Genomic DNA, 25,731 nt, shown 5'->3' with positions numbered 1-25,731 from the left:
GCGCCATTTTTATGCAGCAAGCATTACTTCTTGATGCGGATAACCGGGGTTTCACCCACGGTCACGCTACCGGACAGTTTGATCAGTTCTTTGATCTCGTCCATGTTGGAGATAACCACCGGAGTCAGGGTAGACTTGGCTTTCTCTTCCAGCAGCGGCAGATCGAATTCGATAACCGGGTCGCCGACTTTCACGCGCTGGCCTTCTTCAGCGATACGCTTGAAGCCTTCGCCTTTCAGTTCAACGGTATCAATACCGAAGTGAACGAACAGCTCGATGCCGCTATCAGATTCAATAGAGAACGCATGGTTGGTTTCGAAAATTTTACCAATGGTACCGTCTACCGGCGCGACCATTTTGTTGCCGGTCGGTTTGATGGCAATCCCATCGCCCACAATTTTTTCCGCAAAAACCACATCCGGTACGTCTTCGATGTTGACGATCTCACCGGAGAGGGGAGCAATAATCTCAATAGTTCCGGTGTCTTTCTTGTCATCAGAAACCAGAGATTTCAATTTATCAAACAAACCCATGATCTTCTCCTAAGCAGTAATTTGGGCCGCGCATCTCTTGGATTAGCAGATTGTTTTTTCTTCAATGAACTTGTTAACCAGCGTCATTAACTCGTCCGTTGTCGGTTGAGCAAGAGCCTGCTCTGCTAATACTTTCGCATCTTCGAAGTTCGTATTACGAATAATCTTCTTGATGCGCGGGATGGAAATGGCGCTCATAGAGAATTCGTCCAGCCCCATACCCAGCAACAGAAGTGTAGCACGTTCATCGCCCGCAAGCTCACCGCACATGCCAGTCCATTTACCTTCAGCGTGAGAAGCATCAATAACTTGCTTAATCAGATTCAGTACAGACGGTGACATCGGCTGGTAAAGATGTGAAATCATATCATTACCACGGTCAACTGCCAGAGTATATTGCGTTAAATCATTGGTGCCGATACTAAAGAAATCAACTTCTTTGGCCAGATGACGAGCAATGGTCGCCGCAGCCGGTGTTTCCACCATCACGCCGATCTCAATGGATTCGTCAAATGCTTTACCTTCGTCACGCAGTTCCTGTTTGTAGATTTCGATCTCTTTCTTCAGCGCACGCACTTCTTCAACAGAGATGATCATCGGGAACATAATGCGCAGTTTACCGAAAGCGGAGGCACGCAGGATGGCGCGCACCTGATCGCGCAGGATCTCTTTACGATCCATCGCGATACGCACGGCACGCCAGCCGAGGAACGGGTTCTCTTCTTTCGGGAAGTTCATGTACGGCAGCTCTTTGTCGCCGCCAATGTCCATGGTACGCACGATAACGGCCTGAGAGCCACAGGCTTCAGCCACCGCTTTATAGGCTGCAAACTGCTCTTCTTCAGTTGGCAGCGCGTCACGGTCCATGAACAGGAATTCGGTACGATACAGGCCTACGCCTTCGGCGCCGTTGCGCTCAGCACCTTCGACATCGCGAACGGTACCAATGTTGGCGCAGACTTCAACCTGATGGCCGTCGAGGGTAATCGCCGGCAGATCTTTCAGTTTCGCCAGTTCGGCTTTTTCTTCCGCAACCTGAGCCTGCAGATTACGCAGCGCTTCAATTTGCTCGTTAGACGGGTTGACCAGAACCTGGTTGTTCACCGCGTCAAGAATCAGATAATCGCCGTTTTTCACCTGCGCCGTGATGCTGCCGGTGCCCACGATGGCCGGCAGTTCCAGGGAACGCGCCATGATGGAGGTGTGAGAGGTACGGCCGCCCGCGTCGGTGATGAAGCCCAGCACTTTTTTCAGGTTCAGCTGTGCGGTTTCAGACGGGGTCAGATCGGCGGCGACGAGGATGACTTCATCCTGAATCGCGCTCAGATCGATAATTGACAGACCAAGGATGTTGCGCAGCAGGCGCTTACCGATGTCGCGTACGTCAGCCGCACGTTCTTTCAGGTATTCATCGTCCAGCTCTTCCAGGGCAGTGGCCTGACCTTCGATAACTTCATTGGCTGCCGCGTCGGCAGTCATGTGCTTATCTTTAATCAGGGCTATGATTTCCTGCTCAAGCTCCTCATCTTCCAGCAGCATGATATGCCCTTCGAAGATGGCTTCTTTTTCTTCACCGAAAGTTTCACCAGCTTTGGTTTTGATGACCTCCAGCTGGGCGGAGGCCTTGGCGCGGCCGCTCAGGAAACGTTCGACTTCCTGATCAACCTTATCGGCAGAAATTTTCTTCCGGTCGATGACAATTTCATCTTCCTTCAGCAGCAGTGCTTTGCCGAAGGCGATACCCGGGGATGCTAAAATGCCTGAAATCATAACCCTACCTTACTTGTGACTGATATGAAAAAGAACCCGTGAACTTACTCGAGTTCAGCCATCAGTTTAACCAGATGCTCAACAGCTTTCTGCTCATCTTCGCCTTCAGCGGAGAGGGTCACTACGGTGCCCTGGGTCAGGCCCAGAGTCTGCAGTTTGAACAGGCTTTTGGCGCTGGCGCTTTTGCCGTTGGAGGTTACAGTGATCTCAGAAGTGAAGCCTTTAGCTTCTTTAACAAACTGAGCAGCAGGGCGGGTGTGCAGACCGTTCGGAGCGGTAATGGTAACTTCTTGCTGGAACATTATATTTCCCCAACTTATAGGTTTAGTGTTGTGGACCTAAAGTCTAGTCTAACGACTCGACTTTAGCCTGTATTGTTAGCGCCGGCGTTACGTTTCCGGCCTTGGCGTCGGCAGCGCCTGGCGCTGCGAAGACCTGCGGGCCATTGACGTCTAGCACGTCATTAAACATTATGCCGCGAAAGGAAGACTTGAACCAAATCATAAAATCGATTCAGCTGGCGGAAATCCTCTTCTGAATAATTTCGCGCATCAAAATAAATGTGCTGGTTAAATACCAGACCCTACGAGGTGAATCAATGCCAGGAGGGGTAAAACTTTGACGTATGCCACAAAAAAGCACCTGAAAAGGTGCTTTTTTACACATTATTTACAAGCTGGCACTACTGTTGCAGTTCTTTCTCAGTGAAGAGATCGGCGAACAGCGCGGTGCTTAAATAACGCTCACCTGAGGAAGGCAGGATAACCACAATATTCTTATTGGTAAAGGCCTCATCTTGCTGCAGCTTCAACGCGGCGGCAACGGCGGCCCCGGAAGAGATACCCGCCAGGATGCCTTCTTCTTCCATCAGACGGCGCGCCGTGGAGATAGCTTCCTCGTTGGTAATGCCGATCACTTTGTCCACCAGCTTCAGATCCAGGTTGCCAGGAATGAAGCCGGCGCCGATACCCTGAATTTTGTGCGGGCCTGGCTTGAGCTCTTCACCCGCCAGCGCCTGGGAGATGACCGGCGAATCGGTCGGTTCGACCGCGACGGTGATCAGATCTTTTTTGCCCTTGGTGTTTTTAATGTAGCGGCTGACGCCGGTCAGCGTACCGCCGGTGCCTACGCCAGAGATAAAGACGTCCACCTGACCATCGGTGTCTTCCCAGATTTCCGGGCCGGTGGTCTTTTCGTGGATTTCCGGGTTAGCCGGGTTGCTGAACTGCTGCAGCAGCAGGAATTTTTCCGGGTTGCTGGCGACGATCTCTTCCGCTTTCTGAATAGCGCCTTTCATGCCTTTTGCGCCTTCGGTCAGTACCAGGTTGGCGCCCAGCGCTTTCAGCAGTTTGCGGCGCTCAATGCTCATGGTTTCCGGCATGGTTAGCGTTAGCTTGTAACCACGGGCCGCCGCCACGTAGGCGAGGGCGATACCGGTGTTGCCGCTGGTCGGTTCGACCAGTTCCACGCCAGGTTTCAAAACGCCGCGCTTTTCAGCATCCCAGATCATATTGGCGCCGATACGGCATTTTACGCTAAAGCTCGGGTTACGAGATTCTACCTTTGCCAGGATACGGCCGTTACCAATGCGGTTCAGTCGTACCAGCGGCGTGTGACCGATAGTCAGGGAGTTGTCTTCAAAAATCTTACTCATGGCCCGTCCTTAACTGTATGAAATTTGGGGGTACGGCATCAGCATACCCGCTTAAAGAATATGCGGAAGTAAGGATTTAGCATATCTATATGCGGAAGGGAAATAATGATAAGCAAGAAGGAATAAGCGAGATATAAGGAGCGGCCTCAGCCGCTCCCGGGGTGAACATGTTGGGGCTATTTCCAGACCGCGTGTTTATCGCGATAACAATCGACCCACATTGCGGTGGCGCCGCAGATGGCCACTGGCATGATCACCAGGTTTAACACCGGGATCATGGTAAACAGACTGGTGAGCGCCCCAAACTGCATATTCATCACTTTGCGGCTGCGCAGCGCTTCGCGCATGGTCCTGAAGGGGACCTTGTGATTATCAAAGGGGTAATCGCAGTATTGAATTGCCAGCATCCATGCGCTGAACAGGAACCAGAGTACCGGGGCCACCGTCTGGCCAACGCCGGGTATAAAGTAGAGCAGCAACAGCACGATGGCACGGGGCAGGTACCAGGCCAGCTTCTGCCACTCACGTTTCATGATGCGCGGAATATCCTTCATGATGCCAAAGACGCCGACATCCGGCGGGGTGGCGCCAGTCAGACGCGCTTCAAGTTGTTCCGCCAGCAGGCCGCTGAACGGCGCAGCTATCCAGTTGGCGATAGTCGAAAAGAAGTAACCAAACACCAGCAGAATCGAGAGCACCACCACCGGCCACAGCAGGTAATTCAGCCACTGCAACCAGTCCGGCACATGGCTCATCAGCGAGGGGATCCAGCTGTCGAGACGGGTAAACAGCCACCAGAAGGCTCCGCCCATCAGCAGCACGTTAACCAGCAAAGGCAAAAAGACATAACGCCGTATGCCAGGCAGCCCGATGAGTTTCCAGCCCTGCGAAAAATAATAAACGCCGCTACGCGGGGTCGGTGCGGATGATGAAACCATAGCCAGGCAATGCTCCTTTTTTAACATCCAGTGTGAATGCTCGCTTATTTTATCGGGTCGCCAGACAATAACCAGTTAGGAAATGTTCGAAAAAACAGCAAAAAGCACGATTTAGTTCATCTTTATGTGGTGAAAGCGACCGACGCACTTGCACTTGAGGTAATCGGCAAATACTCTTAGTGAGTAAATGTTTGCCGTGGTGGCAAGGTGTTAGAACAACAGAGAATATAATGATGCAGGATTTGCGTCTGATATTAATCATTGTTGGCGCGATCGCCATAATCGCTTTACTGGTACATGGTTTTTGGACCAGCCGTAAAGAACGTTCTTCGATGTTTCGCGATCGCCCACTGAAACGTATGAAGTCGCGCGACGATGAGTCGGAAAACGAAGACTTTGATGATAATGTTGAAGGCGTAGGTGAAGTCCGCGTTCATCCGGTCACTCACGCCCCGCACGGCGCGCATGGGGAGCATGAAGCCCCTCGTCAGGCGCCGCAGCACCAGTACCAGCCGCCTTACGAGCGCCAGATGCAGCAGCCTGTGCGTCCTGATGAACCGGTTCGCCAGCCGCAGCAATCGCCGCGCCAGGCCCCGGTTCAACCGCAGGGACAGCAGCCTGTGCCGCATGCGGCTCCGCAGCCTGGCTGGCAACAGCCGCAGCCCGCGCAGCCGTCCGTGCAACCCCAACATCAGCCGCAGCCCGTTGTGCAGCAGCCCGTCGCACCGCAGCCGGTGACGCCGACCGTTGCCCAGCCGCAGCCAGCCGCCCCGCAGCAGCCTGTGCCACAGCCTGTTGCCGCGCCGCAGCCCGCCGTGGTCGAGCCGCAGCCGGTAGAGCCGCAGCAGCCTGCCGCGCCGCAGCCGAAAGAGCGTAAAGAGACGGTCATTGTGATGAACGTCGCCGCCCATCACGGCGCACAGCTTAACGGCGAGGTGCTGATCAACAGCATCCAGCAGGCCGGCTTCAAGTTTGGTGAAATGAATATTTTCCACCGCCATCTGAGTCCGGATGGCAGCGGCCCGGTACTGTTCAGTCTGGCCAACATGGTGAAGCCGGGGACCTTCAATCCGGACAGCATGGCGGATATGATGACCCCTGGGGTGACTATTTTTATGCAGGTCCCTTCCTACGGTGATGAACTGCAGAACTTCAAGCTGATGCTGCAGTCTGCGCAGTATATCGCCGATGAAGTGGGCGGTGTGGTGCTTGACGATCAGCGTCGCATGATGACGCCGCAAAAACTGCGTGAATACCAGGATCGTATTCGCGAAGTGAAAGACGCGAACGCCTGACGTCCCGCGTTATCTCAACTCCTTCTCAACCCCCGCCTGTCGGGGGTTTTTTATCATTGATGGTGTGATATGGAACCGATCGAACAACAACTGACTGAACTGCGAACCACGCTTCGCCATCATGAATATCTGTACCACGTTATGGACGCACCGGAAGTGCCCGATGCGGAATATGACCGCCTGATGCGCGAGCTGCGCGAGCTGGAGAGTCAACATCCGGAGCTGATTACCCCGGACTCGCCGACTCAGCGGGTGGGGGCGGCGCCACTAACTGCCTTCAGCCAGATCCGCCATGAAGTGCCGATGCTGTCGCTGGATAACGTGTTTGATGAAGAGAGCTTTCTCGCCTTCAACAAGCGGGTACAGGATCGCCTGAAAAGCACTGACGATCTCACCTACTGCTGCGAGCTTAAGCTCGACGGCCTCGCGGTGAGTATTCTCTACGAAAACGGCGTACTGATGCAGGCCGCGACCCGCGGCGACGGTACCACCGGCGAGGATATTACCTCCAATGTGCGAACCATTCGCACTATCCCCCTCAAGCTGCATGGCGAGAATATCCCGGCACGTCTTGAGGTGCGTGGTGAGGTTTTCCTTCCGCAGGCCGGGTTTGAAAAAATCAATGAAGAAGCGCGCCGCACCGGCGGAAAAGTGTTTGCTAACCCGCGTAATGCGGCGGCGGGTTCGCTGCGCCAGCTCGATCCGCGCATCACTGCGAAGCGACCGCTTACTTTCTTCTGCTACGGCGTTGGCGTGCTGGAGGGCGGTGAGCTGCCGGCCAGCCACTCGGCCCGTTTGCAGCAGTTCAAAGCATGGGGACTGCCGGTGAGCGATCGCGTCACCCTGTGTCATACTCCCGAGGAAGTGCTCACTTACTATCGTAAAGTCGAGGAAGATCGTCCTCATCTGGGCTTTGACATTGATGGCGTGGTGATCAAAGTCGATTCGCTGGCGCTGCAGGAGCAGTTGGGTTTTGTGGCCCGCGCGCCGCGCTGGGCCGTGGCCTTTAAGTTCCCGGCACAGGAGCAGATGACTTTCGTCCGGGATGTGGAGTTCCAGGTAGGGCGCACCGGGGCGATCACGCCAGTGGCGCGCCTGGAGCCGGTCCATGTCGCCGGCGTGCTGGTGAGCAATGCCACCCTACATAACGCCGATGAAATCGAACGCTTAGGTCTGAAAATCGGCGACAAGGTAGTGATTCGTCGGGCAGGCGATGTGATCCCGCAGGTGGTCAATGTGGTGCTTTCCGAGCGTCCGGCGGATGCCCGGGATGTTGTCTTCCCGACCCACTGCCCGGTATGTCAGTCCGACGTTGAGCGAGTGGAGGGCGAGGCGGTAGCCCGCTGTACAGGCGGCCTTATCTGCGGCGCGCAGCGTAAAGAGTCGCTTAAGCACTTCGTCTCCCGTCGCGCGCTCGACGTTGACGGCATGGGTGACAAGATCATCGACCAACTGGTGGAGAAAGAGTATGTCCATACGCCGGCGGATCTGTTCCGCCTGAGCGCCGGGAAACTCACCGGGCTGGATCGGATGGGGCCGAAGTCCGCGCAAAATGTGGTCAATGCTTTGGAAAAAGCCAAAGAGACGACCTTCGCACGCTTCCTCTACGCTCTGGGTATTCGCGAGGTAGGCGAAGCGACAGCGGCGGCCCTGGCGGCGCATTTCGGCACTCTTGAAGCCCTGGAGCAGGCTTCCATTGAGGAGCTGCAAAAGGTCCCTGATGTTGGCATCGTGGTTGCCACCCATACCTTCAACTTCTTTGCCGAAGAGAGTAACCGCGATGTCATCGCGCAGCTGCTGGCCGAAGGCGTTCACTGGCCGGCGCCAGTCGTGGTGAAGGCGGAAGAGATTGATAGCCCGTTTGCGGGTAAAACCGTGGTCCTGACCGGCAGCCTGAGTCAGCTATCGCGGGATGACGCCAAAGCGCGTCTCGTCGCGCTGGGGGCGAAGGTGGCAGGCAGCGTGTCGAAGAAAACTGACCTGGTGATTGCCGGCGAAGCGGCGGGTTCTAAGCTGGCGAAAGCGCAGGAGCTGGGCATTGAGGTGATTGACGAAGCCGAAATGATGCGTCTGCTGGGAGAATAACGTGGATAAAGCGCAGCTGGTCGAAATAGCCAATACTGAGATGCCGTTCGGTAAATACAAGGGACGTCGTTTAATCGATGTCCCGGAAGAGTATTTACTGTGGTTTGCGCGTAAGGATCAGTTTCCTGCCGGCCATCTCGGCGAGCTGATGGCGTTGACCCTGCTGATTAAAACCGAGGGGCTGAGCGATCTGGTTCAGCCCCTGAAGAAAGCGCGTTAAGCTTTGGCGGCGTTGGCCTTTTCCTCAGCGAGACGCGCATCGGTTTGCTGCTTGTAGCGCCGCGCCAGCACCGCGCAGACCATCAGCTGGATTTGGTGGAAGATCATCAGCGGCAGCACCATGATGCCGAGGATGGAGGTCGGGAAGAGAATATTGGCCATCGGGATGCCGTTGGCCAGACTCTTTTTCGAACCGCAAAAGACGATGGTAATCTCATCGGCTTTGTTAAAGCCGCAGCGGCGGGCGACGAACACGTTAACGGCGATGACAATGGCCAGCAGCACCAGGCTGACCACCACGATAAACAGCAGCGATCCCAGACCGACTTTATGCCAGATGCCATTCACCACTGCCTCGCTAAAGGCGGAGTAAACCACCAGCAGAATCGAGGTCTGGTCGGTCTTACCAATCCACTTCTTATGCTTCGCCACCCAGTTGCCGATCCACGGCCGTGATAAGTGACCGAGTACGAAAGGCAGCAGCAGCTGCAGCATGATTTTACCGACCTGCTCGAGGCTGCCGCCTGCGCCATGAAGGTTCATCAGGACGCCAACCAGCAGGGGTGAAACAAAGATCCCCAGCAGGCTGGAGGCCGAGGCTGAGCACACCGCCGCCGCGACGTTGCCTCCGGCCAGTGAGGTAAAGGCGATAGCGGATTGCACGGTGGCCGGCAGAATGCACAGATAGATAAAGCCGCTGTAGAGCATCGGATCGACATTCACCGGCGCCCACCAGGCAAACAGAACCCCGAGTACCGGGAAGAGAATAAAGGTGCTGCACATCACCCACAGATGCAAACGCCAGTGGCTGCCGCCGGCGATAATCGCTTCCCGGGAGAGTTTAGCGCCGTGCATAAAAAACAGCAGGGCAATGGCGGCGGTGGTCAGATGTTCAAAGAAGGGAACGAAAGCGCCACGGGCGGGGAAGAATGAGGCCAGCAGGACAACGGTGACCAGGGTTGCCGTAAACGGATCGAGAATGCGGAAAAGTTTCATAAACGCTCCTGAAAAGAGATGCGCTATTGTGCTTTTTTTCATTTGAGAAATAAAATTGATTTATTGCATCTATTCATGAATAAAAAAGATGAATTACTCTCTGCGTCAGTTAAAAGTATTCGTCACCGTCGCCCGGGCCAGAAGCTTCAGCCGGGCAGGGGAGATGATTGGCTTAAGTCAGTCGGCCGTCAGCCATAGCGTCAAAGAGCTGGAGCATCAGACCGGCGTCCGGCTACTCGACCGTACCACTCGCGAAGTCGTGCTCACCGAAGCGGGTCAGCAGCTGGCGGGGCGGCTGGAGCGTTTGCTCGATGAGTTGACGATTACCCTGCGCGACGCCGGGCGCGTCGGCCAGCAGATGAGCGGTACCGTCAAGGTCGCCGCCAGTCAGACGATTTCCGCCCACCTGATTCCGCAGTGTATTGCTCACAGCAACCGTCGTTATCCAGATATCGATTTTGTGTTGCACGATCGGCCCCAGCAGTGGGTGCTGGAGAGTATTCGCCATGGGGAAGTGGATTTCGGCATTGTGATCGACCCCGGCCCGGCGGCAGATCTGCAGTGTGAAGTGGTCCTGGCGGAACCTTTTTTGCTGCTCTGCCGGGAGGATCATCCTTTTGCCGGCCTGACGGAGGTGCCGTGGCAAGCGCTGCAGGATGAGAGACTGATCCTGCAGGACTATGCCTCCGGCAGCCGTCCGCTGATTGATGCGGCCCTTAGCCGGCTGGCTATCCGGGCGAACATTGTGCAGGAGATTGGTCACCCGGCAACGCTGTTTCCGATGGTAGAATCGGGAATTGGCATCAGCGTTCTGCCGGCGCTGGCGCTGCCGTTACCGCAGGGGAGCCATCTGACGGTGAAGCGGCTGACCCCGGTGATGGAGCGGCAGTTGATGCTGGCATGCCGGAAAAATCGCTCGCTGTCGACCGCCGCTCAGGCGTTATGGGAAATTGTGCGTGAAGAAGGGGCAAATTTAACCGCTGCGAGGGTGGAAGATCCGCTGTATCAGCGCTGACAGGGGGAGTGCTGCGGGGGAACTCGCGGCAAGACCGCAAACTGCGCATAGCAAAAAGGCGCCTTTAGGGCGCCTTTTTACATTGGTGGGTCGTGCAGGATTCGAACCTGCGACCAATTGATTAAAAGTCAACTGCTCTACCAACTGAGCTAACGACCCGAAGTGGTGGGTGATGACGGGATCGAACCGCCGACCCCCTCCTTGTAAGGGAGGTGCTCTCCCAGCTGAGCTAATCACCCACTTCGGTACTTCACATTTTGACAGAAAATCCAGCTGGCGAGAAAGTGGTGGGTGATGACGGGATCGAACCGCCGACCCCCTCCTTGTAAGGGAGGTGCTCTCCCAGCTGAGCTAATCACCCACTTCTCAATTTTCTGTTCTACACGGCGGAGACTACGTTAAGTAGTGGTGGGTGATGACGGGATCGAACCGCCGACCCCCTCCTTGTAAGGGAGGTGCTCTCCCAGCTGAGCTAATCACCCCCGCTGTGTGGAGTCGCATTATAGGGAGAGTTGAAAATGAGTCAACGCCTTTTCTAAAGAATTCGTTCGTTCGTCGTAAAATTAAACAAAGCGATCGTAAAACCGGCGGCGTAGCATGATTTATAAACAAAAATGGCAAACCGTGACGTTCCGACGGGATCAACATTGAGGAATCAGCCCACGGTGTTAGAATATTGACCCATAATTTCCACCGGACATTGCCGGCTATCGGCATCTTTATTAAACGTAAGGCCAATTCATGAAAATCAAAACTCGCTTCGCGCCAAGCCCAACAGGCTATCTGCACGTTGGCGGTGCGCGTACTGCTCTCTATTCCTGGCTTTTTGCTCGTAACCACGGCGGTGAGTTTGTGCTGCGTATTGAAGACACCGATCTCGAACGCTCCACCCCGGAAGCAATTGAAGCCATCATGGATGGCATGAACTGGCTGAATCTGCAATGGGATGAGGGCCCTTATTACCAGACCAAACGTTTCGACCGTTATAACAACGTGATCGATGAGATGCTGGAAGCTGGCACCGCTTATAAATGTTATTGCTCGAAAGAGCGTCTGGAAGCGCTGCGCGAAGAGCAAATGGCGAACGGTGAGAAGCCGCGTTACGATGGCCGCTGCCGCCATAGCCACGAGCATCATGCCGACGATGAGCCGTGCGTGGTGCGTTTTGCCAACCCGCAGGAAGGGTCGGTGATCTTTGACGATCAGATCCGCGGACCTATCGAGTTCAGCAACCAGGAGCTGGACGATCTGATCATTCGTCGTACCGATGGTTCCCCGACCTATAACTTCTGCGTGGTGGTAGATGACTGGGATATGGCGATCACCCATGTGATCCGTGGTGAAGATCATATCAACAACACACCGCGCCAGATCAACATCCTCAAAGCGCTGAATGCGCCGGTGCCGGTTTACGCCCACGTGTCGATGATCAACGGCGATGACGGTAAAAAACTGTCCAAACGCCACGGTGCGGTGAGCGTGATGCAGTATCGTGACGACGGCTACCTGCCGGAAGCGCTGCTTAACTATCTGGTACGTCTGGGGTGGTCCCATGGCGATCAGGAGATCTTCACCCGCGAAGAGATGATCGAGTTCTTTTCGCTGGGGGCGGTCAGCAAATCCGCGAGTGCGTTCAACACCGACAAACTGCTGTGGCTGAACCATCACTACATCAATACGCTGCCGGCGGAATACGTGGCGACGCATCTGCAGTGGCACATCGAGCAGGAAAATATCGATACCCGTAATGGCCCACAGCTGGCCGAGCTGGTGAAACTGCTGGGCGAGCGTTGCAAAACGCTGAAAGAGATTGCTCAGAGCTGCCGCTACTTCTATGAAGAGTTCGATGAGTTCGACGCCGATGCGGCGAAGAAACATCTGCGTCCGGTGGCGCGTCAGCCGCTGGAAGTGGTTCGCGACAAGCTGGCGGCGATCGGCGACTGGACAGCGGAGAACGTCCACCATGCAATTCAGGCAACCGCTGATGAGCTGGAAGTCGGCATGGGTAAAGTCGGCATGCCGCTGCGCGTGGCGGTTACCGGGGCAGGGCAGTCTCCTGCGCTTGACGTCACCGTCCACGCTATCGGTAAATCCCGTAGCGTTGAGCGTATCAACAAAGCGCTGGCTTTTATCGCTGAACGTGAAGGTCAGGCGTCCTGATTGGGACGTGGATGAAACAACGGCAGGTTACTCCTGCCGTTTTTTGTCTGTTACGCCGGGCTGGCGATGCCGAGGCGGGCAAGAAAGCCGCTAATCCCTTCCCGGGCCAGCAGATCGCGAAGCTGCAGCTGTTCGGCCGGAGTCATCAGTTGCAGGGTTTCCGTGATTTGCCGCCAGACCACGTCAGCCTCATTGACCAGATAAGCGCCGGGCGATTCCGCCAAATGATTGTCGGTAAACAGATGGCGCCTGGCAGGCGCATTGGTCAGAAATTCGAGCACCGGTTTGTCGATGACCACCAGTCGCGCGCGTCCTCCTTTGACGCCGGGTATCGCTTCCGTGCGCCATTTTTGCTGGCGAACCCAGCGATTGATCGTTTGTCTGGCCAGTCCCAGGCAGTCGGCGAGCTCTGCGGGTGTCATTTTATCTTTCAGTTTCATCATGCTTTACCGATCGCGGATCCCTAACCGAAGCAGTAACCCGGTGATCCCTTCGCGCAGCAACAGCGACATCAGCTGCTTCTGCTCGCTGGGAGTGAGCTCTTTGCTAAGGGTCAGCAGCAGCGATTCCAGATCGCTGTCGTGGGTAGAATAGGCGCCTGGTGTCTCTGCCACGCGCTGAGCGCTGCGGATAAACTCCCTGACTTGCTCATTGACATGGACCAGCCGCGCTTTGCCACCCTGGACGCCAGGCCGCGGAGAGGTTTGCCAGCCTTCTTTCCGCACCCATTTATTGATGGTTTGCCGGCTATAGCCGGTCAGGTGGGCGATTTCTTCAGGTGTCATTCGTTCCTTGAGCATACTATTTCCTGAGTAAATGTATGGGAATTAGCTGCACATGTTATAGCATCCTTTTACGTGAAAAAGTGACCTGTTTAACTTCTGGCTGCGATAAGGCTCGCAATGTCAGCAAGTTGCCTGCTTTTTCAGCGATTGAATTGCGAAGGATAATTTTGCCGTTGACACCTGAGCGAGGAATTCATATTATGCCGCCCGTCAACACGACACGCTTTACGTTACGGGGCTATAGCTCAGCTGGGAGAGCGCTTGCATGGCATGCAAGAGGTCAGCGGTTCGATCCCGCTTAGCTCCACCAAATTCTGCACCCAGCAGATTTGGTTCGTAAAGAGGTCCTGTGGGGCTATAGCTCAGCTGGGAGAGCGCTTGCATGGCATGCAAGAGGTCAGCGGTTCGATCCCGCTTAGCTCCACCAAAATTCAGAACCCTCGCCTCGGCGGGGGTTTTTGTTTTTAGCTGTTTTCATGTAAAGCACTTTCTGGTTAAGTCAGTTAATCTCCAGCTATTAAAATCGAAAGTAATTTCAGACTTTTTCCTGATAATTCACCTTGCCTGCCCTAAATAAGCAACATAACATTTCCCCCATTAAACGTAATGAGGTTGCCGGAGTTTTAATTAACAATAATGCTTGATAAAATTAACATTAATATCAAAAAAACTCTGTTGGCCTTTCTCGTCAGTTTAGTCGCTATTCCGCTGGCTCGTTTTATTTCACCGCAAACGGTTATTGATGGCAATCTTATTTATATTGCCTGGCTACCAATCAGCGTGATGTTTTCTGTTATTTTTATCTTTGGCCGCTATGCGATCGCACCATTAATTCTCGCGTTTGCCATTACCAATAGCTTTCTCATTGAATTAACGCTGTCACAGGCGCTTATTCTGCTCTTTTGTCAGCTGTTTGCTGTGTTTGTCTCCTGCGCTGTTTTACGCCTGATGGTGGGCAAGCGCTGGCGATGTGGCCCCACGGCGAAACATATGGGGGCGCGGATCTTCTGGGGCGGCTTCTTCGCGCCGGTGCTGTTGAAAATCACCATGTACCTTGCCGGGCAATATTTTGCGTTTCCATTATCTATTACCAGTTACTTTGGTAGTATGCCGTTGATTTATACCGTAATAGATATCCAAAGTTTAATCAGCGCGGCATTAATTTTTACGACGTTTCTTTATTATCCAATGCGGATGATTATCAGTCCGCACTATGCCCGACGTTTCTGGCGTCAGGAATGTTTACCATGGCTGGCACCCAAACATCGTTCTTTTACCCTATATTGGTTTATCTCGCTGGCGCTTTTATTAACTTTACTGTGTGCGCCGTATCAGTCTGAATTTATTGCCGGTTATTTAGTTCCGGTGATATTTATTGTCTACTTTATCGGGATTAGCCGGATTGGTCATGCGCTGCTGCGTATTTCATGGTCTGTCTCAGCCTTTTTGCTGGTGGTGTATAATAAAAACTTTCTCCAGGGCGTCCAAAGCGAGTATTCATTATCCTTTGTGCTGTCGGTCCTGATCTCCTTCACTATCTGTTTGTTTTATATGGCAGACACCTATGCCCGTAGCGATCGCAATAAACGCCGCTGGCGTAGCCAGGCGGAAGAGGATCCGCTGACGGGCTTACCTAATCTGCGCGCGCTGGTGAGCCATTTACAGAGTAGTCCTCTGCAGGCTATCTGCAGCTTGCGTATCGATAATCTCGATTTTCTTAGCCGACATTATGGGCTAATGATGGGGGTGGACTGTAAACGGCAAATCATCCGGGCGCTTCAGCCGCTGTTGGGGGCAACGGATAAAGTCTTCCAGGTTCCCGGCAGCGAATTGATCCTCGTGCTTGACGGGCCGGACCCTGCGGCGCGGCTAAACCATATGGTCGCCATCCTCAACCACAAAAAGTTCAGCTGGCATAATCAGCCGCTGGATCTTGAGTTTGGCGCGGCATGGAGCCGTGATGACGGTCAGGGTGAGACGCTGCACCAGATGCTGGGCCAGCTCAGCTGGCTTTCCGAACAGGCGGGCAGTGAACGCCGGGTACTGGCGTTGGATGAGGAGCAGGAGCTGGTGGTGGATCAAACCACCGAGCAGGTACGCCTCCTGATGCGCGTCAAGCAGGTTCTCAAAGAGCGGGCGCTGGTGCTCTATGCGCAACCGATTCAAAACGCGGAGGGGGAGGGCTATCATGAGATCCTCACGCGCATGCGCTGTGGCGATAGCGTCATTATGCCGGATCAGTTTATTCCGCTGATTGTGCAGTTTAACCTCAGCCAGCGTTTTGACATGCTGGTGCTGGAGACCCTGTTCAGTTCGCTCCATCAGCATCCCGGCCAGCGGTTCTCGGTCAACCTGCTGCCTTCAACCCTGATGCAAAAGGATAGCGCGGCGCAGATTATCGCGCTCTTTCAACGCTATCGCATTTCGCCAGATCTTATCACCATTGAGGTGACCGAAGAGCAGGCTTTCTCCAATGCCGACACCAGCCAGCAAAATCTCGACGCGCTGCGCGCGTTTGGCTGCGCTATCGCCATTGATGACTTTGGCACCGGTTATGCGAACTATGAACGACTGAAGCATCTGCAGGCCGATATCATTAAGATTGACGGCTGCTTCGTCCGCGATATTCTGACGGACCCGCTGGACGCCATTATGGTGAAATCGATTGTCGAAATGGCGCGGGCGAAACAGATGAGCGTGGTGGCGGAATATGTCGAAAGCGAACCGCAAAAAGCGCGCCTGCTGGAACTGGGCGTGAATTATCTGCAGGGTTACCTGGTCGGTAAGCCTCAGCCGTTGGGCGAATGACGGGTAAAAAAAAGCCGGGCATTGCCCGGCTTAGATGACTGGCGCCTGTTACAGAACCAGTGCCGCAATCGAGGCGGACAGCACGCTAACCAGCGTGGAGCCGTAGACCAGCTTCAGACCGAAGCGAGAAACCACGTTACCCTGTTCTTCGTTCAAGCCTTTGATCGCCCCGGCGATGATGCCGATAGATGAGAAGTTGGCGAAGGAGACCAGGAAGATAGAGATAATGCCTTCCGCACGCGGAGAGAGCGTCGAGGCGATTTTCTGCAGATCCATCATGGCGACGAATTCGTTGGAGACCAGCTTGGTGGCCATAATACTGCCCACCTGCAGCGCTTCGCTTGCCGGCACACCCATCACCCAGGCAACCGGGTAGAAGATATAGCCGAGGATCCCCTGGAAGGAGATGCTGTAGCCGAACCAGCCGGTCACGGTGGCGAACAGGGCGTTCAGGGCCGAGATCAGTGCGATGAAGCCGATCAGCATCGCCGCCACGATAATCGCGACTTTAAAGCCCGCCAGAATGTACTCGCCCAGCATTTCGAAGAAGCTCTGGCCTTCGTGCAGATTCGACATCTGCAGATTTTCTTCGCTCTCTTCCACGCGGTACGGGTTAATCAATGACAGAACGATAAAGGTGCTGAACATGTTGAGCACCAGCGCCGCGACGACATACTTCGGCTGCAGCATGGTCATGTACGCGCCTACGATCGACATCGACACGGTGGACATCGCCGTCGCCGCCATGGTGTACATGCGGTTGCGCGACATTTTGCCGAGAATATCTTTATAGGCGATAAAGTTTTCCGACTGACCGAGGATCAGCGAGCTCACGGCGTTGAAGGATTCCAGCTTGCCCATGCCGTTGATTTTCGACAGAACGGTACCGATGGCGCGGATGACAATCGGCAGGATACGAATATGCTGCAAAATACCGATCAACGCGGAAATGAAGACGATAGGGCACAGAACCTTAAGGAAGAAGAAGGCCAGACCTTTATCGTTCATGCTGCCGAACACGAAGTTTGTCCCTTCGTTGGCAAACCCGAGAAGCTTTTCAAACATCTCAGAGAAGCCTTTCACAAAACCCAGACCAATATCGGAGTTCAGGAAGAACCAGGCCAGCAGGACTTCGATGACAAGCAGTTGAACAACATAACGAATACGGATCTTTTTACGGTCGTGACTGACCAACAGGGCCAGTATAGCCACCACAACGATCGCGAGGACAAAATGCAAGACGCGGTCCATAGTTGCTCCAAATATGAGGCAGGTTAAATTTCCGTGCACATTCTATGCAACGGCTTTAAAGAAAACGAGATCAATTGCACACTATTGCAAGGAACTGTGACCAATGGCAAAAATAGTGATCAAACATCCACTTTTGTTATGTTACGTAAAGGTTTTAAAAGTTGCATTCTTGTACTACTCTTAGTACTGGGCACGCTCTCGTGTTCTAACGCCCGTTTTTCATTTCCGGCCAGCTATTGTTCCCGCCTATCACAGCAATCATTATCTCCATTTTAAATGAATTTGATAATCATTCGCATTTTGATAGCATGAAACATAGCAAAGGCTATATTTCCAGAGGCAGAAGATGACTAGCAGTCGCGTTGAGAATAGCAGTAGTCGCGCCGCGCGCAAGGTGAAGCTCGCCCTCATGGGGCCCGCTTTCGTCGCTGCCATTGGCTATATCGATCCCGGTAATTTCGCCACTAACATTCAGGCTGGCGCCAGCTTTGGCTATCAGCTGCTGTGGGTCGTGGTATGGGCCAACCTGATGGCGATGCTGATCCAGGTGCTCTCTGCCAAACTGGGCATTGCCACCGGCAAAAATCTGGCCGAGCAGATCCGTGACCATTACCCGCGACCGGTGGTGTGGTTCTATTGGGTGCAGGCGGAAATCATTGCGATGGCCACCGACCTGGCTGAATTTATCGGCGCTGCGATTGGCTTTAAGCTGGTACTGGGCGTGTCGCTTCTGCAGGGGGCGGTGCTGACCGGGGTGGCGACCTTCCTGATCCTGATGCTGCAGCGGCGCGGGCAAAAGCCGCTGGAGAAGGTGATCGGCGGGCTGCTGTTGTTTGTCGCTGTGGCCTATGTCGTGGAGTTGATCTTTTCTCAGCCCGCGCTGGCCCCCCTGACAAAAGGGCTGGTGATCCCTACGCTGCCCAACGGCGAGGCGGTATTCTTAGCCGCCGGGGTACTGGGGGCGACCATTATGCCGCACGTTATCTACTTACATTCCTCGCTTACCCAGCATCTGCACGGCGGTACGCGGAAAGAACGCTATAACGCGACCCGCTGGGATGTGGCGATCGCCATGACCATTGCCGGGTTTGTCAACCTGGCGATGATGGCGACCGCCGCGGCGGCATTCCATTTCAACGGCCATACCGGCGTCGCCGATCTCGATCAGGCTTACAGAACGCTGGAGCCACTGCTGAGCCACGCGGCGGCGACCATCTTTGGTCTGAGCCTGGTCGCTGCAGGTTTATCATCGACGGTAGTGGGTACCCTGGCAGGGCAGGTCGTCATGCAGGGGTTTATCCGCTTTCATATTCCGCTGTGGTTTCGCCGGGCGGTCACCATGCTGCCGTCGTTTGTGGTGATCCTGCTGGGGCTGGATCCTACGCGTATCCTGGTGATGAGTCAGGTGCTGCTGAGCTTTGGTATTGCGCTTGCTCTGGTGCCGCTGCTGATATTTACCAGCAATGCGCAACTGATGGGCGACCTGGTGAATACCCGCTGGGTGAGAGTCACTGGCTGGGTGATTGTCGTCATTGTGGTGAGTCTGAACGGCTGGTTAATTGTGGGATCGCTGCTCGGCGTGGCGTAGTTCTTGACCCGCGCTGGTTAAAGCAAAGGGGAGCCAATGGGCTCCCCTTTTCGTCTGTTAGTGATGACCATGGCCATGGCCATGGCCACGTCCGCCCGGGCCTCGTCCCCAGCCGCCGCGGTGGTCGTCGCGGTCGCTCCAGCCAGCACGATAGCCGCGCTCCCAGGCTTTATTTTTACCCTTGTCCCAGCCGCGGTGCCAGCCGTTGTCATGTCGATGCCAACGGTTATCACGCCATTCATAGTGACGACGCCAGTAATCACGGTCGCGCCAGCCGCCACCGTCCCAGTAGTTACCGTAATTGTCACGATCGCCTATTTGTAATTTTACCGATGGCAGCAGGGTGATTTCACCAGCGTTAGCGACTAGTGGCGCTGCGGCCAGCAGTACTGCTGCCAGAATCAGTGACCTGAACATACTCTTCTCCTTCACGATCGGGGCCGTAAGCGGCCTGTTAACCTGATATTACGGGCCGGTAAAGACCCGCCGCATCGGACGAACTCCGAAAGCGCAGAAAAGAGCACTTTTTGCTAAAGTAACATTTGCTTTACAGCGCAAGGATGGCGTCGATGGCCGTGCACTCTTCGGTGCTGAAATGGCGATTCTGCAGCATGCCGACGGCATCATCCAGCTGCGCGGTTTTGCTGGCGCCGATCAGCACGGAGGTCACTTTCTCCTCGCGCAGAACCCAGGCCAGCGCCATCTGCGACAGCTTCTGCCCGCGCTCTTCCGCTATCGTATTTAGCTGACGAATTTTTTCTAATCGCGCGGCGGTCAGTTGCTCCGGCTGCAGAAAACGACTGCTGCTGGCGGCGCGAGAGTCGGCCGGGATACCGTTCAGATAGCGATCGGTAAGCTGTCCGCCCGCCAGCGGTGAAAACGCTATACTTCCCACCCCTTCCGTCTGCAGAAAATCCAGCAGCCCCTCTTCCGCACTGCGTTCGAACATCGAATAGCGGGGCTGGTGAATGACGCAGGGCGTACCGAGGTCGTTAAGGATCTTCACCGCCTCCTGCGCCTGGGCCAGCGGATAGTTGGAGATCCCGACGTACAGCGCTTTACCCTGACGGACAAGATGATCGAGCGCACGCATTGTTTCCATCAGTGGGGTCTGCGGGTCCGGGCGGTGATGATAAAAAATATCGACATACTCCAGCCCCATGCGCTGCAGGCTCTGGTTAAGACTGGCCACCAGATATTTGCGTGAGCCCCAGTCGCCGTACGGGCCGTCCCACATGGTGTAGCCCGCTTTGGTGGAGATGATCAACTCATCGCGATAGGGCTGGAGCGCCTCTTTCAGAATGCGGCCAAAATTGCTCTCTGCTGAACCCGGCGGCGGCCCATAGTTGTTGGCGAGGTCGAAATGAGTTATGCCAAGGTCAAACGCGTGCAGGAGCATCTGCCGGCTGATCTCCACGCGCGTTTCGTCGCCAAAGTTGTGCCACAGGCCGAGAGAAATCGCCGGGAGCTGAAGGCCGCTGCGCCCGCAGCGACGATACTCCATCGTTTGATATCGCGTCGTGCTTGCCTGGTAAACCATTCTTCCTCCGCAGATAAAATAGGGTGTGTATACGTTTACACTAATCAATGTTCTGCATGGAGTACACTGCTTTTTGGGCGTAACTATTGCTTTACACCGGCTTTATCGTCCCCCTTCTGGACAGGCGGATCGCTTATTCAATACTCAAATTACACCTGCACCAAAATGAGGATAATGGACATGCAACCGACCTACACTATTGGGGATTATCTGCTGGATCGCCTCGTTGACTGCGGTATTGACCGCTTGTTCGGCGTACCAGGGGATTACAACTTACAGTTTCTCGATCGCGTCATCGCGCACAGCGCATTAGGCTGGGTCGGCTGCGCCAACGAGCTGAATGCGGCCTATGCCGCTGACGGATATGCGCGCATCAAAGGGGCCGGTGCGCTGCTGACCACCTACGGCGTCGGCGAACTGAGCGCGCTGAACGGCATTGCGGGTAGCTATGCGGAACATATTCCGGTATTGCATATCGTCGGCGCGCCCTCTACCGGCGCTCAGCAGCGTGGCGAACTGCTGCACCATACCCTCGGCGATGGCGATTTTCGCCATTTCGCCCGCATGAGCGAGCAGATCACCTGCAGCCAGGCGCTGCTGACCGCCGGCAACGCCTGCCATGAGATCGACCGTGTCCTGCGCGATATGCTGACGCATCATCGGCCCGGCTATCTGATGCTGCCGGCCGATGTCGCCAGAGCAGCAGCGATTGCCCCAGCCCAGCGCTTACTGGTGGAGCCCGCTCCGGCGGATGAAAACCAGCTCGCCGGGTTCCGCGAACATGCCAGCCGCCTGCTGCGGGGCAGCCGACGCATTTCTCTGCTGGCGGATTTCCTGGCGCAACGCTATGGTCTGCAGAACACGCTCCGGGAGTGGGTGGCGAAAACCCCCATCGCTCACGCCACCATGCTAATGGGCAAGGGGTTGTTCGATGAGCAGCTGAGCGGGTTTGTCGGGACCTATAGCGGGATCGCCAGCGCCCCGCAGACCCGGGAGGCGATTGAAAACGCCGACACCATCATCTGCATTGGTACGCGCTTCACCGACACTATCACCGCGGGATTCACCCAGCATCTGGCGCGGGAGAAGACCATTGAGATCCAGCCCTTCGCCGTCAGGGTGGGCGACCACTGGTTCAGCGGCGTGCCGATGGATCAAGCTCTGGCTGCATTAATGACGCTTTCCGCCCCGCTGGCGGCGGAGTGGGCGGCGCCTCAGGTCGTGGCGCCGGAAGTGGAAGAGGAGGGCGAAGGCGAGTTAACCCAGAAGAATTTCTGGTCGACAGTGCAGGATGCGCTGCGCCCCGGCGATATTATCCTCGCCGATCAGGGGACGGCGGCATTTGGCATCGCGGCGCTTAAGCTTCCCTCTGAGGCATCGCTGATCGTTCAGCCGCTGTGGGGGTCGATTGGTTTTACCCTCCCGGCCGCCTATGGCGCGCAAACCGCGGCGGCAGAGCGGCGGGTGGTGCTGATCGTCGGCGATGGCGCCGCCCAACTGACGATTCAGGAGATGGGCTCTATGCTTCGCGATAAGCAAAAACCGCTTATTCTGTTGCTGAATAACGAAGGGTATACCGTGGAGCGGGCGATTCATGGCCCTGAGCAGCGCTACAATGACATCGCCCTGTGGGACTGGCAGCGGCTGCCGGAAGCTTTCGCCCCGGACGTTGTTTCTCGCTGCTGGCGGGTCACGCACACGGCTGAGCTACGGGAAGCGATGGCGGAAAGCATCACCTCCGATACCCTTACCCTGGTCGAAGTGATGCTACCGAAAATGGATATCCCCGATTTCCTGCGTGCGGTGACGCAGGCGCTGGAGGAACGAAACAGCCGCGTTTAGTCGCCAGTTCGTTTAGCAATCATCAACGGCCTCCCGGCCAGCAGCAGCCAGGCCGGGAGCATCACAATGCACAGCAGCGGCAGCAGCGTCGTATCCGGGACCACTACGGCGGCCATAAACAGGCTCAGCCAGCCGTCGCGGGTGACGACCAGCACCATGCCGAGAATGGCGCAGGAGACGGTGATCGCCGCTGGCACGGCATCCACGTGGGCATGCAGCATCAGCCCCAGCGCCACCCCAACGAAGACCGCCGGGAAAATTCTCCCGCCGCGAAAGCCGCTGGCGGAGGCGAGCACCAGCGCAGCCAGCTTGACCAGCGCGATGAGCAGAAAATCCGCGGCGGTTAGCGTCTGACTGAAAGCCAGCTGCTGCATCTCATCCAGCCCCTTAAACAGCGTTAAGGGGCCGCCAATGGTCCCGAGGATCCCCAGCAGCAGCCCGCCGATGCCCAGCGTCAGGATGGGATTTCTCAGGCGATGCATCAGGGCGTGCAGGCGCGGCAGACACCAGACGGCCACCATGCCGACGGCGATAGCAATCAGAGCGACGATCATGCCGCTGATGATATCGACGAAGTGCATCTGGCCATAATGGGGGATCGGCAGCGTGAAATGTGGGTGGAAAAACAGCCCGGTCGTCAGCGCGCCCGCGGCGGCGGCAAGCAGCGGCGCAAAAAGACGATCCCACAGCGGCGACTCGTTGCTGCTGTTGAGGGTTTGCGAAAAAATCAGCGCGGCGGCCACCGGGGTGCCGAAGAGGGCGCCGATGGTGCCTGAGGCCGCGAGGATGGTCCAGTCCAGCGAGCTGACGCGCGGAAACAGCCGTGAACCGACGGCGACGGCCAGCGCAATATTCACCACCATAATCGGATGCTCCGGGCCGAGACTGACGCCGCCGGCAAGGCCGAGGATCAGCGCGGCCAGCAGCCCGGGCAGCGCGCCGGTGGCAATGGGGGCGCCAATGAGCGATTCGGTCGCCGGATCCGGCCCGGCGTGTCCCGGGCTGTAGCGGACGACCAGGCCCACGGCGATCCCTGTCGCCGTGAGCATGGCGATAATCCATAGCGGGCTGTCAGCGCTGATCCCCAACTGGGTGGGCAGATTGCTCCACAGCACGCGCTGTAGCAGCGCGGCAACCTTCATCGCGCCGATCAGGATCAGACTGCAGGCGATACCTATCAGGATGGCCGGCACCGACAGGATCAGCATTGTTCTGGCGCGAGGATGGAGCATGAAAATGTCCTTGTCAAAGTTCTGAAGCACTACTTTGCCTTCGTCGGTAGGGGCCGTCGATGCAAATGGTGCTGAAACGATAAAGTTAAGGCGGCGTCTGATTCCCGCGGCGTCGTTTACCGACTACCTTGCATAGATTACAAACTAAATGTGACCTGTGTCGCTAAACAAGGGGCGTCTGCGCGTTGGACGTTGTTGTTAAGCCGCCATGAATTTACAGTGTGCCAAAAGAATTATTTTGACTTTAGCGGAGCCGTAACGGAATGACAAAATTTGCTTTAGTAGGAGATGTCGGGGGGACCAACGCCCGCCTGGCGCTATGTGATCTGGCGAGCGGAGAGATCTCTCGTGCTAAGACCTATTCCGGGCTCGATTATCCCAGTCTGGAGGCGGTGGTGCGCGTCTATCTGGAGGAGCACCAGGTGACCGTCAACGAAGGCTGTATCGCCATTGCCTGCCCGATCACCGGCGACTGGGTAGCGATGACCAACCATACCTGGGCCTTCTCCATCGCTGAAATGAAGCGCAACCTTGGCTTTGCCCATCTGGAGATAATTAACGATTTTACCGCCGTTTCCATGGCCATCCCGATGCTGAAAGCCGAGCACCTCATTCAGTTTGGCGGCAGCGCTCCGGTAGCGGGCAAACCGATCGCCGTTTATGGCGCCGGAACCGGGCTTGGCGTGGCGCATCTGGTGCACGTTGACAAGCGCTGGGTCAGCCTGCCGGGCGAAGGCGGTCATGTCGATTTTGCGCCGAACAGCGAAGAAGAGGGGATTATTCTGGAAGAGCTGCGCGCCGAGCTGGGGCATGTTTCCGCAGAACGCGTGCTCTCGGGTCCCGGACTGGTCAATTTGTACCGCGCGATTGTGAAGTCTGATGGCCGCCTGCCGGAAAACCTGCAGCCACGCGAGGTCACCGAGCGAGCGCTGGCGGACAGTTGTACCGACTGTCGCCGGGCGCTATCGCTGTTCTGCGTCATTATGGGCCGCTTCGGCGGAAACCTGGCGCTGACTCTCGGGACCTTTGGCGGCGTGTATATCGCCGGGGGCATCGTGCCGCGCTTCCTGGAGTTCTTTAAAGCCTCCGGCTTCCGCGGCGGTTTTGAAGACAAAGGCCGTTTCAAAGCTTATGTTCAGGATATTCCGGTTTACCTGATCGTGCATGAAAACCCGGGCCTGCTGGGCTCTGGCGCGCATCTGCGTCAGACGCTGGGCCAGGTGTTATAAGCGCATCCCTCCCGGGCTACCGTCGTAGCCCGGATGGCGGGACTTCCCGCCTCTACAGATTCATCAGCTGGCGAAACTCTTTCACTTTACTGCGGCTCACCGGCACCTGAAATTCAAGGTCGCGCAGGCGCAGCACATAGGTATTGTTAAACCACGGCTCAATTTCGCGGATCTTGCTGAGATTCACGCAGTACGAGCGGTGGCAGCGAAAGAAATGTGCGGTGGGCAGTTTGCTGCAGAATTCGGTGATGTTCATCGGCATGACGAATGACTCCCGGCGGGTATAGACGAACGTCATCTTTTCATGCGCCTCGGCATAATAAATATCATGAATGCTGGTGACGATTATTCGTTCATCTTTTATCAGATTGATGGTGTCGTTTTCTCGTGGCGCCGCGCTGGTCGCTCCCGCAGCGACGTTATTTTGCTGCTGCCAGGCGGCGGTTAGCTTTTGTAGCATATTGATGATGCGTGACTCCTGGTAGGGCTTCAGGATGTAGTCAAACGCCTCCAGCTCAAAGGCTTCCACGGCGTGCTCTTTCCACGCGGTGATAAAAACGATAAAAGGCTTATGGGCAAACTGGCTGATGTTTTGCGCCAGCAAAACCCCGTCCAGCGACGGAATATTGATATCGAGAAAAATGGCATCGACCTTGTTGTGCTGGAGAAACTTCAGTACGTCCAGGCCATCGTCAAAGCTGCCGACGATCTCCATCTGGCTGTGGGTGTTGATAAGCCAGGAGAGCTCCTGCTGAGCCAGAAACTCATCTTCCACAATAATAACTTTCATC

Annotated in this window: 22 protein-coding genes and 6 tRNA genes; 11 read left to right on the top strand and 17 right to left on the bottom strand. The window is 55.7% G+C overall.

Annotation, left to right across the window (positions count from 1 at the left end):
- Window positions 1-23: 23 nt before the first annotated feature.
- The 5 genes from crr to cysZ form a co-directional block, all read right to left on the bottom strand.
- Window positions 24-533 (bottom strand): PTS glucose transporter subunit IIA, encoded by a 510-nt coding sequence (gene crr, locus FHW76_RS04150; RefSeq protein WP_008803873.1) that lies wholly within the window; start codon window positions 531-533, stop codon window positions 24-26.
- Window positions 534-575: 42 nt separating this feature from the next.
- Window positions 576-2,303, bottom strand: coding sequence for a phosphoenolpyruvate-protein phosphotransferase PtsI (gene ptsI, locus FHW76_RS04145; protein WP_008803874.1), 1,728 nt, complete (start codon window positions 2,301-2,303; stop codon window positions 576-578).
- A gap of 44 nt (window positions 2,304-2,347) precedes the next feature.
- Window positions 2,348-2,605, bottom strand: coding sequence for a phosphocarrier protein Hpr (ptsH, locus tag FHW76_RS04140; protein WP_002913505.1), 258 nt, complete (start codon window positions 2,603-2,605; stop codon window positions 2,348-2,350).
- 380 nt (window positions 2,606-2,985) lie between these two features.
- Window positions 2,986-3,957 carry a cysteine synthase A gene (cysK, locus tag FHW76_RS04135; RefSeq protein WP_012967478.1) on the bottom strand — a complete coding sequence of 324 codons (972 nt, stop codon included), beginning with the start codon at window positions 3,955-3,957 and terminating at the stop codon, window positions 2,986-2,988.
- 176 nt (window positions 3,958-4,133) lie between these two features.
- Window positions 4,134-4,895 (bottom strand): sulfate transporter CysZ, encoded by a 762-nt coding sequence (gene cysZ / locus FHW76_RS04130; protein WP_110217164.1) that lies wholly within the window; start codon window positions 4,893-4,895, stop codon window positions 4,134-4,136.
- Between the two features lie 230 nt (window positions 4,896-5,125).
- Here cysZ and zipA point away from each other — a divergent pair, with 230 nt between their 5' ends.
- From zipA to FHW76_RS04115, 3 genes are all read left to right on the top strand, one after another.
- Window positions 5,126-6,190, top strand: a complete 1,065-nt coding sequence (zipA, locus tag FHW76_RS04125) for a cell division protein ZipA (RefSeq protein WP_044649661.1) — start codon at window positions 5,126-5,128, stop codon at window positions 6,188-6,190.
- Between the two features lie 69 nt (window positions 6,191-6,259).
- Entirely contained in the window at window positions 6,260-8,275 is a 2,016-nt protein-coding gene (gene ligA / locus FHW76_RS04120) for an NAD-dependent DNA ligase LigA (RefSeq protein WP_012540946.1), read from the top strand.
- A 1-nt stretch (window position 8,276) separates the two neighbouring features.
- Window positions 8,277-8,495, top strand: a complete 219-nt coding sequence (locus tag FHW76_RS04115) for a DUF3820 family protein (RefSeq protein ID WP_002913440.1) — start codon at window positions 8,277-8,279, stop codon at window positions 8,493-8,495.
- Here the strand turns inward: FHW76_RS04115 and FHW76_RS04110 are convergent.
- The gene (locus FHW76_RS04110; protein WP_008803879.1) at window positions 8,492-9,490 is read right to left on the bottom strand and encodes a bile acid:sodium symporter family protein; all 999 of its coding nucleotides are present in this window, start codon (window positions 9,488-9,490) and stop codon (window positions 8,492-8,494) included. The two genes, FHW76_RS04115 and FHW76_RS04110, sit on opposite strands and share 4 nt — an antisense overlap.
- 88 nt (window positions 9,491-9,578) lie before the next feature.
- Here FHW76_RS04110 and FHW76_RS04105 point away from each other — a divergent pair, with 88 nt between their 5' ends.
- Window positions 9,579-10,505, top strand: coding sequence for a LysR family transcriptional regulator (locus FHW76_RS04105; protein ID WP_008803880.1), 927 nt, complete (start codon window positions 9,579-9,581; stop codon window positions 10,503-10,505).
- 83 nt (window positions 10,506-10,588) lie between these two features.
- Here FHW76_RS04105 and FHW76_RS04100 read toward each other — a convergent pair.
- The 4 genes from FHW76_RS04100 to FHW76_RS04085 form a co-directional block, all read right to left on the bottom strand.
- Window positions 10,589-10,664 (bottom strand) — tRNA-Lys (locus tag FHW76_RS04100).
- Window positions 10,665-10,668: 4 nt separating this feature from the next.
- A tRNA-Val gene (locus FHW76_RS04095) sits at window positions 10,669-10,744 on the bottom strand.
- 46 nt (window positions 10,745-10,790) lie between these two features.
- A tRNA-Val gene (locus FHW76_RS04090) sits at window positions 10,791-10,866 on the bottom strand.
- Window positions 10,867-10,911: 45 nt separating this feature from the next.
- Window positions 10,912-10,987: transfer RNA gene (locus FHW76_RS04085), tRNA-Val, on the bottom strand.
- Between the two features lie 259 nt (window positions 10,988-11,246).
- Between FHW76_RS04085 and gltX the strand changes: the two genes are divergently transcribed.
- Window positions 11,247-12,665 (top strand): glutamate--tRNA ligase, encoded by a 1,419-nt coding sequence (gene gltX / locus FHW76_RS04080; RefSeq protein ID WP_123836623.1) that lies wholly within the window; start codon window positions 11,247-11,249, stop codon window positions 12,663-12,665.
- A 50-nt stretch (window positions 12,666-12,715) separates the two neighbouring features.
- On the opposite strand, the gene FHW76_RS04075 is transcribed toward gltX, so the two are convergent.
- Both FHW76_RS04075 and FHW76_RS04070 read right to left on the bottom strand, forming a co-directional pair.
- Window positions 12,716-13,108, bottom strand: a complete 393-nt coding sequence (locus FHW76_RS04075) for a YfeC-like transcriptional regulator (RefSeq protein ID WP_008803882.1) — start codon at window positions 13,106-13,108, stop codon at window positions 12,716-12,718.
- 3 nt (window positions 13,109-13,111) lie between these two features.
- Window positions 13,112-13,465 (bottom strand): YfeC-like transcriptional regulator, encoded by a 354-nt coding sequence (locus FHW76_RS04070; protein WP_008803883.1) that lies wholly within the window; start codon window positions 13,463-13,465, stop codon window positions 13,112-13,114.
- A 219-nt stretch (window positions 13,466-13,684) separates the two neighbouring features.
- On the opposite strand from FHW76_RS04070, the gene FHW76_RS04065 reads away from it, so the two are divergent.
- The 3 genes from FHW76_RS04065 to FHW76_RS04055 all read left to right on the top strand — a co-directional run bounded on the left by FHW76_RS04065 (window position 13,685) and on the right by FHW76_RS04055 (window position 16,258).
- Window positions 13,685-13,760: transfer RNA gene (locus FHW76_RS04065), tRNA-Ala, on the top strand.
- Window positions 13,761-13,801: 41 nt separating this feature from the next.
- Window positions 13,802-13,877: transfer RNA gene (locus tag FHW76_RS04060), tRNA-Ala, on the top strand.
- Between the two features lie 209 nt (window positions 13,878-14,086).
- On the top strand, window positions 14,087-16,258 hold the full coding sequence (locus FHW76_RS04055) for an EAL domain-containing protein (protein WP_023340589.1): 2,172 nt from the start codon (window positions 14,087-14,089) through the stop codon (window positions 16,256-16,258).
- A 48-nt stretch (window positions 16,259-16,306) separates the two neighbouring features.
- On the opposite strand, the gene nupC is transcribed toward FHW76_RS04055, so the two are convergent.
- The gene (gene nupC / locus FHW76_RS04050; protein WP_012540950.1) at window positions 16,307-17,509 is read right to left on the bottom strand and encodes a nucleoside permease NupC; all 1,203 of its coding nucleotides are present in this window, start codon (window positions 17,507-17,509) and stop codon (window positions 16,307-16,309) included.
- 346 nt (window positions 17,510-17,855) lie between these two features.
- On the opposite strand from nupC, the gene FHW76_RS04045 reads away from it, so the two are divergent.
- Window positions 17,856-19,097 carry an Nramp family divalent metal transporter gene (locus FHW76_RS04045; protein WP_008803886.1) on the top strand — a complete coding sequence of 414 codons (1,242 nt, stop codon included), beginning with the start codon at window positions 17,856-17,858 and terminating at the stop codon, window positions 19,095-19,097.
- A 57-nt stretch (window positions 19,098-19,154) separates the two neighbouring features.
- On the opposite strand, the gene FHW76_RS04040 is transcribed toward FHW76_RS04045, so the two are convergent.
- Complete coding sequence (locus FHW76_RS04040) at window positions 19,155-19,514, bottom strand: DUF2502 domain-containing protein (RefSeq protein WP_023340588.1); 360 nt, start codon at window positions 19,512-19,514, stop codon at window positions 19,155-19,157.
- 130 nt (window positions 19,515-19,644) lie between these two features.
- Complete coding sequence (gene mgrA, locus FHW76_RS04035) at window positions 19,645-20,637, bottom strand: L-glyceraldehyde 3-phosphate reductase (RefSeq protein WP_110209629.1); 993 nt, start codon at window positions 20,635-20,637, stop codon at window positions 19,645-19,647.
- 180 nt (window positions 20,638-20,817) lie between these two features.
- On the opposite strand from mgrA, the gene FHW76_RS04030 reads away from it, so the two are divergent.
- Window positions 20,818-22,479, top strand: coding sequence for an alpha-keto acid decarboxylase family protein (locus tag FHW76_RS04030; protein WP_022066013.1), 1,662 nt, complete (start codon window positions 20,818-20,820; stop codon window positions 22,477-22,479).
- Here the strand turns inward: FHW76_RS04030 and FHW76_RS04025 are convergent.
- Window positions 22,476-23,711, bottom strand: coding sequence for an ion channel protein (locus FHW76_RS04025; protein ID WP_043875458.1), 1,236 nt, complete (start codon window positions 23,709-23,711; stop codon window positions 22,476-22,478). The genes FHW76_RS04030 and FHW76_RS04025 overlap by 4 nt on opposite strands.
- 263 nt (window positions 23,712-23,974) lie before the next feature.
- On the opposite strand from FHW76_RS04025, the gene glk reads away from it, so the two are divergent.
- Window positions 23,975-24,940, top strand: a complete 966-nt coding sequence (glk, locus tag FHW76_RS04020; RefSeq protein WP_012540954.1) for a glucokinase — start codon at window positions 23,975-23,977, stop codon at window positions 24,938-24,940.
- 52 nt (window positions 24,941-24,992) lie between these two features.
- Here the strand turns inward: glk and FHW76_RS04015 are convergent, their stop codons facing one another.
- On the bottom strand, window positions 24,993-25,730 hold the full coding sequence (locus tag FHW76_RS04015; protein WP_012967486.1) for a LytTR family DNA-binding domain-containing protein: 738 nt from the start codon (window positions 25,728-25,730) through the stop codon (window positions 24,993-24,995).
- Window position 25,731 lies beyond the last annotated feature (1 nt).

The organism is Klebsiella sp. RC2 (assembly GCF_014192815.1).
In the GTDB taxonomy this organism is placed as follows: Bacteria; Pseudomonadota; Gammaproteobacteria; order Enterobacterales; family Enterobacteriaceae; genus Klebsiella; species Klebsiella variicola.
The sequence above is the reverse complement of the archived record's forward strand: the minus strand, read 5'-3'. Positions and strand labels throughout refer to the sequence as shown.

Excerpts from the sequence above, each read along its gene's own strand:
- gltX (WP_123836623.1), top strand. The coding sequence starts at position 11,247 with ATGAAAATCAAAACTCGCTTCGCGCCAAGCCCAACAGGCTATCTGCAC.
- cysZ (WP_110217164.1), bottom strand. The coding sequence starts at position 4,895 with ATGGTTTCATCATCCGCACCGACCCCGCGTAGCGGCGTTTATTATTTT.
- glk (WP_012540954.1), top strand. The coding sequence starts at position 23,975 with ATGACAAAATTTGCTTTAGTAGGAGATGTCGGGGGGACCAACGCCCGC.
- ptsI (WP_008803874.1), bottom strand. The coding sequence starts at position 2,303 with ATGATTTCAGGCATTTTAGCATCCCCGGGTATCGCCTTCGGCAAAGCA.
- FHW76_RS04025 (WP_043875458.1), bottom strand. The coding sequence starts at position 23,711 with ATGCTCCATCCTCGCGCCAGAACAATGCTGATCCTGTCGGTGCCGGCC.
- ligA (WP_012540946.1), top strand. The coding sequence starts at position 6,260 with ATGGAACCGATCGAACAACAACTGACTGAACTGCGAACCACGCTTCGC.
- FHW76_RS04055 (WP_023340589.1), top strand. The coding sequence starts at position 14,087 with ATGCTTGATAAAATTAACATTAATATCAAAAAAACTCTGTTGGCCTTT.
- FHW76_RS04075 (WP_008803882.1), bottom strand. The coding sequence starts at position 13,108 with ATGATGAAACTGAAAGATAAAATGACACCCGCAGAGCTCGCCGACTGC.
- mgrA (WP_110209629.1), bottom strand. The coding sequence starts at position 20,637 with ATGGTTTACCAGGCAAGCACGACGCGATATCAAACGATGGAGTATCGT.
- zipA (WP_044649661.1), top strand. The coding sequence starts at position 5,126 with ATGATGCAGGATTTGCGTCTGATATTAATCATTGTTGGCGCGATCGCC.
- FHW76_RS04015 (WP_012967486.1), bottom strand. The coding sequence starts at position 25,730 with ATGAAAGTTATTATTGTGGAAGATGAGTTTCTGGCTCAGCAGGAGCTC.
- FHW76_RS04045 (WP_008803886.1), top strand. The coding sequence starts at position 17,856 with ATGACTAGCAGTCGCGTTGAGAATAGCAGTAGTCGCGCCGCGCGCAAG.
- FHW76_RS04030 (WP_022066013.1), top strand. The coding sequence starts at position 20,818 with ATGCAACCGACCTACACTATTGGGGATTATCTGCTGGATCGCCTCGTT.
- ptsH (WP_002913505.1), bottom strand. The coding sequence starts at position 2,605 with ATGTTCCAGCAAGAAGTTACCATTACCGCTCCGAACGGTCTGCACACC.
- cysK (WP_012967478.1), bottom strand. The coding sequence starts at position 3,957 with ATGAGTAAGATTTTTGAAGACAACTCCCTGACTATCGGTCACACGCCG.
- FHW76_RS04070 (WP_008803883.1), bottom strand. The coding sequence starts at position 13,465 with ATGCTCAAGGAACGAATGACACCTGAAGAAATCGCCCACCTGACCGGC.
- FHW76_RS04110 (WP_008803879.1), bottom strand. The coding sequence starts at position 9,490 with ATGAAACTTTTCCGCATTCTCGATCCGTTTACGGCAACCCTGGTCACC.
- FHW76_RS04040 (WP_023340588.1), bottom strand. The coding sequence starts at position 19,514 with ATGTTCAGGTCACTGATTCTGGCAGCAGTACTGCTGGCCGCAGCGCCA.
- nupC (WP_012540950.1), bottom strand. The coding sequence starts at position 17,509 with ATGGACCGCGTCTTGCATTTTGTCCTCGCGATCGTTGTGGTGGCTATA.
- FHW76_RS04105 (WP_008803880.1), top strand. The coding sequence starts at position 9,579 with ATGAATTACTCTCTGCGTCAGTTAAAAGTATTCGTCACCGTCGCCCGG.
- crr (WP_008803873.1), bottom strand. The coding sequence starts at position 533 with ATGGGTTTGTTTGATAAATTGAAATCTCTGGTTTCTGATGACAAGAAA.